Source organism: Chryseobacterium arachidis, assembly GCF_900129245.1.
GTDB classification, from domain to species: domain Bacteria; phylum Bacteroidota; class Bacteroidia; order Flavobacteriales; family Weeksellaceae; genus Chryseobacterium; species Chryseobacterium arachidis.
In genome coordinates, this window is the sequence record NZ_FQUT01000002.1 from 280,381 (window position 1) to 291,861 (window position 11,481).

8 protein-coding genes are annotated in these 11,481 nt (G+C 35.4%); 1 reads left to right on the plus strand and 7 read right to left on the minus strand.

Translation table 11 applies throughout. The features are described from left to right. Positions 1–220 precede the first annotated feature (220 nt). Complete coding sequence (locus tag BUA89_RS05060) at positions 221–631, plus strand: type II 3-dehydroquinate dehydratase (protein ID WP_072953684.1); 411 nt, start codon at positions 221–223, stop codon at positions 629–631. A 138-nt stretch (positions 632–769) separates the two neighbouring features. Here BUA89_RS05060 and pckA read toward each other — a convergent pair whose 3' ends face one another. The 7 genes from pckA to BUA89_RS05095 form a co-directional block, all read right to left on the minus strand. Next, a complete protein-coding gene (gene pckA / locus BUA89_RS05065) occupies positions 770–2,386 on the minus strand; it encodes a phosphoenolpyruvate carboxykinase (ATP) (protein ID WP_072953686.1) in 1,617 nt (538 codons plus the stop codon). Positions 2,387–2,514: 128 nt separating this feature from the next. Further along, the gene (locus BUA89_RS05070) at positions 2,515–3,420 is read right to left on the minus strand and encodes a GYDIA family GHMP kinase (RefSeq protein ID WP_072953688.1); all 906 of its coding nucleotides are present in this window, start codon (positions 3,418–3,420) and stop codon (positions 2,515–2,517) included. 16 nt (positions 3,421–3,436) lie between these two features. After that, entirely contained in the window at positions 3,437–4,312 is an 876-nt protein-coding gene (gene fabD, locus BUA89_RS05075) for an ACP S-malonyltransferase (RefSeq protein WP_072953690.1), read from the minus strand. Positions 4,313–4,384: 72 nt separating this feature from the next. Further along, the gene (locus BUA89_RS05080; protein WP_072953692.1) at positions 4,385–6,316 is read right to left on the minus strand and encodes a LysM peptidoglycan-binding domain-containing protein; all 1,932 of its coding nucleotides are present in this window, start codon (positions 6,314–6,316) and stop codon (positions 4,385–4,387) included. Positions 6,317–6,353: 37 nt separating this feature from the next. Further along, positions 6,354–7,940 carry a bacillithiol biosynthesis cysteine-adding enzyme BshC gene (gene bshC, locus BUA89_RS05085; RefSeq protein ID WP_072953694.1) on the minus strand — a complete coding sequence of 529 codons (1,587 nt, stop codon included), beginning with the start codon at positions 7,938–7,940 and terminating at the stop codon, positions 6,354–6,356. A gap of 12 nt (positions 7,941–7,952) precedes the next feature. Then, positions 7,953–9,887 carry a putative porin gene (locus BUA89_RS05090; protein ID WP_072953696.1) on the minus strand — a complete coding sequence of 645 codons (1,935 nt, stop codon included), beginning with the start codon at positions 9,885–9,887 and terminating at the stop codon, positions 7,953–7,955. Positions 9,888–10,034: 147 nt separating this feature from the next. After that, complete coding sequence (locus BUA89_RS05095; protein WP_072953698.1) at positions 10,035–11,474, minus strand: RagB/SusD family nutrient uptake outer membrane protein; 1,440 nt, start codon at positions 11,472–11,474, stop codon at positions 10,035–10,037. Between the last annotated feature and the right edge of the window lie 7 nt (positions 11,475–11,481).

Here is an 11,481-nt window from a genome sequence, read left to right on the forward strand (position 1 = left end):
ATTATAGACAGTTATAAAAAATGTTAAATTTTCAAATATGAGAAATATCATTAAAAATAATGTAATGGTAAAATTGATTTTTAATGCAGCTTTTAGTTATGACTTCAACTAAAGTTTTTGAATTACGAGTAATTATGTTTCTAAAAGTTCTCGATACATTTTTCTTCATTTCATTTCGAAAAACACTCGAACTGACGGAAAAACTTTTTAATTTTATAGAATGAAAGTTTTAATAATAAACGGTCCGAATCTGAACTTGTTGGGAACGAGAGAACCAGAGATTTACGGAACGACTTCAATGGAAGATTATCTGGAAAATTTAAAATCTGAATTTTCTTCCCATGAAATTCAATATTATCAGTCGAATATTGAAGGAGAGCTGATTAACAGATTGCAGGAAGATGATTTTGATGCATTGGTTATTAATCCCGGAGCTTTTACGCATTATTCTTATGCGATTGCGGATTGTTTAAAAAATATTCAGAAACCAAAAGTGGAAGTTCACATCAGCAATATTTATAAAAGAGAAGAGTTTCGTCAGAAATCTGTAACGGCGGCGAATACCGATGCGGTTTTATCCGGTTTTGGAATGGATGGATATCGATTGGCAATTTTTAGTTTGAAATCTTGATTTTATTTCCCACAGATTACGCAGATTTACACAGATGATTGTGTAAATTTTTCTCGCAGATTTTGGAGATTGCACAGATCATCTTCATCATAAAATAAAAAAGGCTCATCAAATTGATGAGCCTTTCTTTCACTATTTCTAAATGGTCTGTTCCTGCAATTGAGGACCAGAAGCAATCAGCTTTTTGGCTTCGTCATTACCGCAGTACTGCTCGAAGTTTTTGATATATTTTGCAGCAAGATCTTTTGCTTTTTCTTCCCATTCTGCAACATCGTTGTATGTATCTCTTGGATCAAGAATACCTTTAGAAACATTTGGTAATGTCGTCGGAATTTCAAGATTCATAATCGGAAGCGTTGTTTTTTCAACATTTTCGATTGATCCGTCGATGATCGCATCAATAATCGCTCTTGTATCTTTTAATGAAATTCTTTTTCCAGTACCGTTCCAACCCGTGTTTACCAAGTATGCTTTAGCACCGTGCTCTTTCATTTTTCCGATCAATGTTTTTGAATACATTGTTGGGTGTAATGTTAAGAAAGCTTCACCAAAAGCCGGAGAGAACGATGGTTCAGGTTCTGTAATTCCTCTTTCAGTTCCTGCTAATTTTGAAGTGTATCCGCAAAGGAAGTGATATTGTGCCTGGTCTTCATCTAAAATTGAAACCGGAGGCAACACTCCGAAAGCATCCGCAGAAAGATAGACAATCTTGCTTGCGTGACCTGCTTTTGAAGGTAAAACGATTTTATTAATATGATAAATCGGGTAAGAAACTCTCGTGTTTTCTGTGATTGATCTGTCTGTATAATCAGCAATTCCGTCGTTTACGACAACGTTTTCAAGAAGAGCATCTCTTTTAATTGCTCTGAAAATATCTGGTTCTTTTTCTTCTGATAAGTCGATTACTTTAGCATAACATCCGCCTTCGTAATTGAAAACACCGTTGTTATCCCAACCGTGCTCGTCGTCACCAATTAAATATCTTTTAGGATCTGCAGACAAAGTCGTTTTTCCTGTCCCTGAAAGTCCAAAGAAAAGAGCAACATCTCCTTCTTCGCCTACGTTTGCAGAACAGTGCATGGATGCCATACCTTTCAATGGAAGGTAATAGTTCATCATTGCAAACATTCCTTTTTTCATTTCTCCACCGTACCAAGTTCCTCCGATAATCTGAAGTTTCTGAGTAAGGTTGAACATCACGAAGTTTTCAGAATTCAATCCCTGAGCTTCCCAATTAGGATTTGTTGTTTTAGAACCATTGATTACCGTAAAATCAGGAGTTCCAAAGTTTTCCAATTCATAATGAGAAGGACGGATAAACATATTAGTAACGAAATGCGCCTGCCATGCCACCTCAACGATGAATCTCACTTTTAATCTCGTATCTGCATTGGTCCCACAGAAAGCATCTACCACATAGATTTTTTTTGCATCAGAAAGCTGGTTCAGCACTAAGTCTTTACAAGATTGAAAAATTTCCGGAGTTGTCGGCAAATTTACTTTACCGTCCCAGAAAATCGTATCTTTTGTAACATCATCCTGAACAATGTACCTGTCTTTAGGTGAACGACCTGTGAAAATTCCTGTTTTTACTGATACTGCACCAGATTCCGTAAGCTCAGCTTTCTCAAAGCCCTGATTTTCAGGAGAAATTTCAGCCTGATACAATTCTTCATACGAAGGATTGTAGACGACTTCATAATTTCCTTTAATCCCTAATTTTTCTAAATCCTGGATGATTTTAGCGTGTTTCATTTTACTTATATTTTCTATTTCTTTTTTGGGGTTTAACGGAATTAATATTAATTAATTGTTAAAAGTGGTTTAAATATAAACATATAAGTCAGAATGGCAAATAAAAAAACAACTTTATAATCTACTGATTATAAGTTAATTAAATCCGACCATTCAAAAATAGTGGTAAAATCTTTTCCCCAAAAATAGTCCTTAAAGCCATCAAATTTTGAGCTCATTACAAAATCTCCCCCCCAGGCACCCAAACTTTTAACAAAAACGGGGCAATCTGCGAAAAATTTGGCCTTAACTGCAGGAATTTCAAGAAAATTTGATATTTTTTGCTCATGAATTAACATTAGTTCAGAAAAATTTTCCAATTCATTACATACTAAAATATTTCTTGTAAGATTCGAAAATTCATCAACCAGTTTTTGAGACTTCTTTTTTGACTTGTAAAAGTTGATTCCTTCGCGACTATCCTGTTTCTGATTGAGATGAATAAAAATCAGTTCATTTTTAAAAGAAGGATTAAAATCTACCTTTTCATATTTAATCTCAGGAACGCTTTGATACAGAACAGCAGATTTCTCTTTTGCCACCGCAATATCATAACCGCTACCGCCTAAACTTATCGTATTTAAATAGAAAGGATTAACCTGTGCCCATTCTGCAAGATTGTTCATTAACGTAGAGCTGCTGCCCAAGCCGTAATCTGCCGGAAACTGAAGGTTGGTGGTAAGATGATAGGTAAAATTATCTTTGAATTTAGTTTCAGAAAGATTCTGAACATTTTTGAGAGTTTTTAGAATAAACTCTGCGCTTGAAATAATATTGGTTTCTAAAATCTGCCAGTTTTTATAATCGATGACAGCTTTTAACCATAATTTGTTCTGATGATAGGCCTCCCAAAAGATCAGGGATTTTTCATCATTTTTTTCTTCAAAAGAAAACTCTTGTCCCAGCCTGGTAGGTACCGCTAAGACAAGAGCTCCGTCTATGGCAAAATATTCTGAAGTAAGCATCAGCTTTCCCGGTGAAAATATCTCGCCCATATTTTTTTGTATTTAATTAGATTGCAGATGCAACGTCTACAGAACCGTCGATTTTTTTGATCAGTCCCTGAAGCGTTTTCCCCGGACCAACTTCTAAGAAGTTTGTAGCTCCATCTTTAATCATATGCTGTACAGACTGAGTCCATTTTACAGGTCCCGTTAACTGCGCAATAAGGTTTTGTTTGATTTCTTCCGGATCAGTAACCGCTGTAGTGGTGATGTTCTGATATACAGGAATAGTCGCTTTTCTGAATTTTGTCTGCTCGATCGCAGCTGCCAGTCTCTCCTGTGCAGGCTGCATCAATGGAGAATGGAATGCTCCGTTTACCGGCAATACCAAAGCTCTTTTTGCCCCGGCTTCTTTTAATTTTACACAAGCCTCTTCAACTGCTACTGTTTCTCCGGAAATTACCAGTTGTCCCGGACAGTTATAATTTGCTGGAACCACAACACCACTGATTGTTGCACAAATTTCTTCAACCTTAGCATCTTCCAATCCTAAAATTGCAGCCATAGAACTTGGATTAGCATCACAAGCAGCCTGCATAGCTTTTGCTCTTTCGGAAACCAATTTCAGACCGTCGTCAAAAGATAAAACTCCATTGGCAACCAAGGCTGAAAATTCGCCCAAAGAATGTCCTGCAACCATTTCAGCTCCAAGACCGTTCACTGCTTTAAGGGCAGCAACCGAATGTATAAAAATAGAAGGTTGGGTAACCTCCGTTTTTTTAAGATCTTCATCCGCTCCGTTAAACATAATCGAGAGGATGTCGAACCCTAAAATTTCGTTGGCAGATTCCATCAAGTCCTTAATGTCTTTTCTAGAATCGTACAATTCTTTTCCCATTCCTACGAACTGAGAACCCTGCCCTGGAAATACAAGTGCTTTCATGTATTAATTTAAAATATTATGCAAATATAAATATAATGTTAACAATATTCTTTAAAAGCGATTTAAATCATTTTAGGGAACCAGTCTAATCACACGGTAACCTGTATTTACATACGCACCGTTCGCTTTAGATTTTACAAACTCAAACTTTGTAGCTAACTGAGTCTGAACTTTATTCATCTGTTTGAAGATCTCTCCTTTTTTGTTTTCTCTGGTCAGCATATCATTCAAGATATCAAAACCTACGATTGCAAATTTCGGAGGGGTTTTACAATATTTACCTTTATAGGCAGCAAGAATTTCTTTTTCGAAATTACCGTCTGTGTTGATCTTTCTGTCCATCAGGTACACTAAGTTTGCCTGACTGAGATCGTCCACTTTTTTCTCGAACACAGGAACGTAATGCATACTGAATGCTTTCACTCCCTGAACTTCTTTAGACAAAGCAATCACTTTATTGGCAAAAGCCTCCCCTGCCGCATCATTATCACTTGCTAAAATAGCAATTACCGGAGCCGACTGGCCTGTCATCATATTCTGATCAAGCTGAATATCCGTTGCGGAATTCACAATCGTCACATTTGGATTTTTCAGTATTTTTTCAAGACCTGCCTTGATATAGTTTGCATTGTCTTTCTTAGCATCCGCAACAATATAAATTTTCTGGTCTGAGAAGGCTGCTTTTACTTCCTCAACAATTTTATCAGCATAAATATTATCGCTTGTTTCCACAATAATCAGGTTGCTGTAATTGTATAGTTCCGGAGAATTGGCAAAAGGAGCTACAATCGGGATTTTCTGATTCTTTGTAAAGTCTAAGACATCAACAACGTTCGACTTGAAGAATGGTCCGATAATCAGATCCGTATTGTTAGGATTGATCTGAGTTAATGAATTCTTAAACGACGCTTCGTTTCCTGAATCCACAATTTTTATATCTAATTTCTGTCCGTTTCTGGCATTTCTTTCAATGGCAAGCTTAGCACCTGTAAGGAAATCCATCGCCATAGCTCGGTATTGAGTTTCACCTGTATTATATCCGAAAGGCAACATTAAAACAACACTCAATGCATCTCCGCTTTTCTTTACATAAGCCGGATCCAGTTTTTTAATTTTCAAAACCATTCCGGACTTTAAGCCGTGGGATAATTCCGGATTTAATGCAATTAATTCATCAATCGTAATTCCGAATTTGTTTACGATAGAGAAAACCGTGTCTCCCGACTGAACTGTGTATGTTACATAATCATCAGCAGCAACAGTATTTGTGTTGGTTGAAGATCTTTCATTCCCCGAATCTACTTTTGTTTTGGAGTTTGTTTTCTCTTCAAAAACATCACCTTCCACATTCGTTTTTGCAGCAGATTTAACTTTGATGGCTTCACCCGGCTTCAAGCCTCTTTCTTCAAGACCTGGATTTAAAGCAAACAATTCGTCTTTTGTGATATTGAACTGCTTTGAAATTCTGTAATAGTTATCTTTCTGCTGAACGATATATTCGCCTTCAGAAGCAGTAACAGAAGTTTCAGCGGTGTGTTCATCCGGTTTTGTCGCAGGCAGAGTCGTTGCAACGGCCTGCTGCTGATTACCACCATATTTTTTAATACTTTCAAGAGGTAACGTAATTTCGTCACCGATCTTTGTGTGAGAATCCAGATCAGGATTCAGCTTTCTAAGGTCGGTTTCAGAAATTCTGTATTGCTTCGTAATTCCGTAGATGGTTTGTTTTGGCTGAAGAATAATGGTTCCAACCTTTGTATTTGCAGGAGTAACAGCTTTTGGTGCCGAAGCTGTTGTCTTATCGTTTTTCACTGTCAAAACCTCTCCAAGCGCCAGCTTTCCGTCTTTCACTTTAGGATTTAGTTTCAGCAATTCATCTACTGTCAGTCCGTATTTTTTTGCAACATTATAAGGAGTATCTCCTTTTACAACGGTGTGCGATTTCTGAGCAGAAACGCCCAAAACCATACATAAACTGGATAGTATAAAAAACCTCTTTATCATATTCGGTGATTATATCTGCAAAAATACTTCTTTAAAATTAAATGGCAACTATTATTAGTTTGGACTCTTCAATTTGCATTTCTTCTAAACAAGTTTCAAGCCATGAATATCCGTGATCCGCGAAAAATACGCTGAAATTGTAAACCCTTTCCTGCCAATTTCCGGAAGGATTTACATCTAAAAACAAATTCTCCAGCCTTTCCAGCAATTCGCTCTGTTTTATTTTTTCGGCGTGCAGAAGACGTTTTTTCATTCTTTTGAAAGATTTCAGCTGTCTTACTTCTTCCGCTTTTACCATATTTCCGAAAGATTTTTCGGTAGTTTCGGCGATATTCTTTAATTCTGAGAACTGAGTGATTAAAAGATTTTCTTGCTGGTTTAGTAACTCAAGTATAGCATTATCTTTTAATATTTTGTTGTTGGTAATGGTTGTAAAATTTTGGAAAAAATCTTCAATTTTAAGGTCTAACTTTTCAATCTTACCCAATGTTTTTTCCTTTAAAAACAACATTGAATTTCTAGGAATCAAAACAGGGAAAGGAATATTGAGTTTTGTAAAATAATCTTTCAATTCAAGCCAATACATGATCTCGGCATTTCCTCCAATGTATGCTAAATTCGGTAAAACAGTTTCCTGATACACTGGGCGCATCAAAGCATTTGGACTGAATTTTTCAGGAGAATTTTCCAGTTCATTTAAAATTTCCTCCTCTGTGAATTGGATATTTTTATCAACAATGATATAATTTTTTCCGTCAAAATCTATTCTGTCACGAGTTTCTGAAAGATAAAATAGATTAATCTCTCTCGGATTTACCTGAACTTTTCCGTATTTCTTCGTTAAGAAATCTACCTTTTCTTTCGAGTTTTTATGCAAATTGAAATTCAGCAATTCATCTTTAAAAGTTTCTTTAATCTGATGCTTAAGCTCTTTAGAATCTCCATCTAAAATCAACAGCCCAAATTCTGAAAACAACCTGTTTACCAAAATCTGAATAGCCTGTGTTAAAGTATTTCCGGCCTTATAGGCTTCTTTCAGCATTAAGATCAATTCGGTTCCGAAAACAAAATCCTTAAATTCTTTCTCAAATTCTGAAATAAAAAAGGTATCCGTAATCTCAATTCTTCCAACCGCTCCACCCGATTTTTCGTTGATTTCGTAGAAATTCGTCTCCGTTTTAAAATGATTGATTTCCGCAAAATCGTGATCTTCAGAAGCCATCCAATAAACAGGAACAAAATTGAAATCAGGGAAATTTTCTTTTAAATAAGAGCATGTTTTAATCGTCTGTAAAATTTTATATACGAAAAAAACAGGTCCGGAAAAAAGGTTCAACTGATGTCCGGTGGTAATGGTAAATGTATTGGGAAGCCTTAGATCTTCTAAGTTTCCTTTTTGTTTTGACGAAAGTTTAAGATCAGCAAGCTGCCTTTCTAAAGTATCGGCTAAAATATTTCGTTGATCCATCGTGAAGGAATTTTGCTTCAGATGAATCTGCTTTTTAAAATGATCTAAAGAAAATGTGCTTTCTTCGAAACCCTCAATTTTATGATTCAAAAAATCCTTTATCAGCTGAGGAATGCTTTCTATATCCTGAAAAGATATTTTATTAATAGTTTTCAACTCTGTAAAATTTTAGTTGAACAAATACCACACAATCCCAAGATTCAGCCTGAAATCATACATTGGATAGCTTGGAAATGCATACGATTTGTTGTGTGAAAGAAAAGTTCCGACCTGCTGCCCTTCAATGAAAAAGAACATTTTTTTAACCTTCATATTAAAATAAACATCGGCGATCGGCTGCCCACCAATAGAAAATGAATTGGAATTCGGCAAAATATATTCGTTAAGAATCGGGAAATACTCTCTTGATGCAAATTTCGAGAAATAATATACTTTAATCCCCGCCTGAATTTCTGCTGCTTTTTTAAATGCTTTAGCCTGATAGAAAAAATTAGCACGGCCAATAAAGCCAGGCATCGGTAAAAGATCTTTATTTGTCAACACATTCTGAAACTGCAATCTTGTATTCAAATGGAAATTTCCATAGCTGAACGTTGCATCGCCCCCGATTTGAGAAATATTTAATGAACTTCCACTTTGCCGGGGCATTGCCGCCATATCAAAATAGGTATAGTTGTCGATTCTGAAATAATTGGCAAATAGCTCCGTTTTGAACCATTTCAGTCCAACGCTTCCTCCAATTTCTGTGATGGCCTGATTTTGGGCATTTTGCAGATAATAATTGTAGTTATTATAAATGGAAGTATTCAATAAATAATTGAATGACGGATACACACTTTGGAAATTAACTTTTGCATTGACAAAATAATCTTTGATGGGTTCAAATTTTAAATTGTTCGTGGTTTTCATGTACGTTCCAAATTCGCTCCCGTTAGAAAATTCCAGAAATGAGTTCAGCTGGATTTTATCGAAAAGTTTAATCTGTAAATTTCCAATCGCCCCGATTCTGCTTTCCTTTATTTCTGTCGGAATCTGTAAAAGCGGCAAACTGATTTGATTGGTTCCGAATTTTAACATCTGGTACCGCAGTCCTGCATCCAATTTAAATTTTTCATTATCCCAAACCAAACTCACCGTATTGCTGAAATTGTCAGAATATTTTTTTGAAGTAAGAGGACCTCCATCTACCAATTGTAGCGGTGCATCATACCAGTAAGCTTCCGGAGCATTTTGGGTATAATAGTATTTATTTCCCTGATGAGAAATCGTATGCCTGATCTTAAACGGAATTTTCTCCGAATTAAAAGGCGCAAACTGATGCGTTAAAAAATATCTTCTGTAAGAAAACTGCGAACTCGATCCAGCCAGATTTACCTGCATATTCTGCCGGTTTCGGGAATTGCTGTCACCATTTTGGAAAAGACTATCCACTGCAATTCCTCCATTTTCCTGATTGTTTACATTCTGATGTAAATAATGGGCGAACAATTCATAATTGCCACTTTTTGAAGTATAATGTCCGGTAAACAAGGTATTGTTATTTGATGCAAGGGAATTTCTATACATCCCCTGAGAACGCAACCCGCTGTACTCCATAGAAAAATTGAATCTTTTTCCTATGTTTTGAGTATACATAGATTTCAAAGCTGCCCCATTTTTCATGGCATTATGGTAAATGAAAGTTGCTGTCGGCGTTTTTACATCATAATAGTTGATATCATCTGCACCTAAGATCCAATACGATTTGTTGGTTGGCAACAAAGACAGGTTCTGCTCAGAAATTACTTCATAAGATAAAGGATTAAACCCCGCACCAATATTAGCGAATTGAGCTTTTCCAAAATTATCTTTATTATTATACTGAGAGAAAATATACGTTTTATCGAAAGTCATTACCGTATCAAAAATCTTTTTCTCCGAAAAGTGTTTCTGATATAAGTAATCGTTAATGGTAGGTTTAAATATTTTTAAGGAATCCTTTTTTCCCGAGTCGATGACCAGAGTGTCCTCTTCTTTCGGAAGCTTATTGGAGTCTGTTTTATTTACCACCTGAGCTTGTGCCGTGAGGCTGAGGAAGAGTATTATTGAAAGTATATACTTCATGCGTTAATTTATATTATACAAAATCAACTTTAAACCTAATGGTTTCATTTCAAATTTTGTACAGCAAAAATAAGAAATAATGGGGAATAAAAAACCCCGCAATATTTTGCGGGGTTTAAAAAAATATTCAATTTAAAATTGATTGATTTAGTAACCAGGGTTTTGCTGGATTTGAGTATTATTATCAATTGCTCCTTGTGGTATTGGCAATTGCCATTTATGACTAGCCACAGGAAGTGATAAGATACTTGCCGGATTCCCTGCCCCGTCTGCCTCAGGACCAAAATTAGACCTTTGAACCGGGAGAGCCAATCTTTTTAAAGTAAAAAATCGATCTGTTTCAAATGCTAGTTCCAATCTTCTTTCCAACATGATAGCATTCCAAAGATTTTGACCTGTTTCAATTCCTGGAACATATCCAGTATATCTCTGAGCTCTTAATGTATTCAATAATGCAAGTGCTCCAGACTCATTTCCCTTTTTAAACATTGCTTCAGAAACATTCAGTACCACCTCAGCTGTTCTTAAATACTTAATATCTACAGCTTCAATAGGCTTGCCTGTAGCTTGTTTATACTTAATAACATTATTATATGTTTTACCATTAAAGACTGATGTTAGAATGTAAGAGCTTTTTCTTATATCATTTGCAGCAAACTTAGTATATAGATCATAATCTACAACATATTCAGACTTAATTTGTCCTCCTACAGTTTGATTATAGGCAGAACCAGTTTTAATGTTTTCAATACTTGAGTTTAAAATCTTGAATAAAACTCCATCATTAGATGAATCTGCCCAAATATTTTTGAAATTTGCATTTGTACCAACACTTGGGCTTATAGCCAATGCTTTTTGTCCCCACAAAATTACATTATCATAGTCTCCTTTGTATAAATATACTCTAGATAGCATACCTTGTATTGCTGCTTTAGTAAGTTTACCTACGCTTGCAGTTTGAGATATATTTTGCTCTGCAAATAATAAATCATTTAAAATTTTATCGTACACCTGAGAAACATTTAAGTTTCTTGTTGTAACTAAATAAGGATCATAAATTTCTACATATGCAATGCCTATTGATCCTGCGGCATCAGCTGATTGTGTAGGAATTTTACAATACCTTCTTACAATATCAAAATGAGCAATAGCACGGATCGCTTTAGCTTCCGCCTCTATATTATTTCTAAATGCACCCGGAGATAAATTATTAATTTTATCTAAAACAGCATTAGCTCTTGCAGCTACAGCATATCCTCCTCCATAAGCAGAAGTTACATCCCCTACATTTGCTGCAATATCAAAAATATATGCAGAATTATTAGATCGTCTACCTTGAGGATTTTGAATTAAATTATCGGATAATATATCTGGGATTATAGCTTGTGAATTATCTCCAGAATAATATCCTGCAATTTTAAATGCATCATAAGCATAATCCACTCCTTTTCTAAAGTCATTTTCTGTTGTATAATACGTATCTATTACCAATCTATCATTAGGTAAAACAGTTAGATCATCTGTACATGATACTGCAGTTACAGTCACAGTAAAAAGTGCTACTATTTTTATTATATATTTTTTCATAATAATT

Bases quoted from the DNA above. Each gene is read 5' to 3' on its own strand.
- BUA89_RS05090 (WP_072953696.1), bottom strand. From the start codon at position 9,887: ATGAAGTATATACTTTCAATAATACTCTTCCTCAGCCTCACGGCACAA.
- pckA (WP_072953686.1), bottom strand. From the start codon at position 2,386: ATGAAACACGCTAAAATCATCCAGGATTTAGAAAAATTAGGGATTAAA.
- BUA89_RS05070 (WP_072953688.1), bottom strand. From the start codon at position 3,420: ATGGGCGAGATATTTTCACCGGGAAAGCTGATGCTTACTTCAGAATAT.
- BUA89_RS05080 (WP_072953692.1), bottom strand. From the start codon at position 6,316: ATGATAAAGAGGTTTTTTATACTATCCAGTTTATGTATGGTTTTGGGC.
- fabD (WP_072953690.1), bottom strand. From the start codon at position 4,312: ATGAAAGCACTTGTATTTCCAGGGCAGGGTTCTCAGTTCGTAGGAATG.
- BUA89_RS05060 (WP_072953684.1), top strand. From the start codon at position 221: ATGAAAGTTTTAATAATAAACGGTCCGAATCTGAACTTGTTGGGAACG.
- BUA89_RS05095 (WP_072953698.1), bottom strand. From the start codon at position 11,474: ATGAAAAAATATATAATAAAAATAGTAGCACTTTTTACTGTGACTGTA.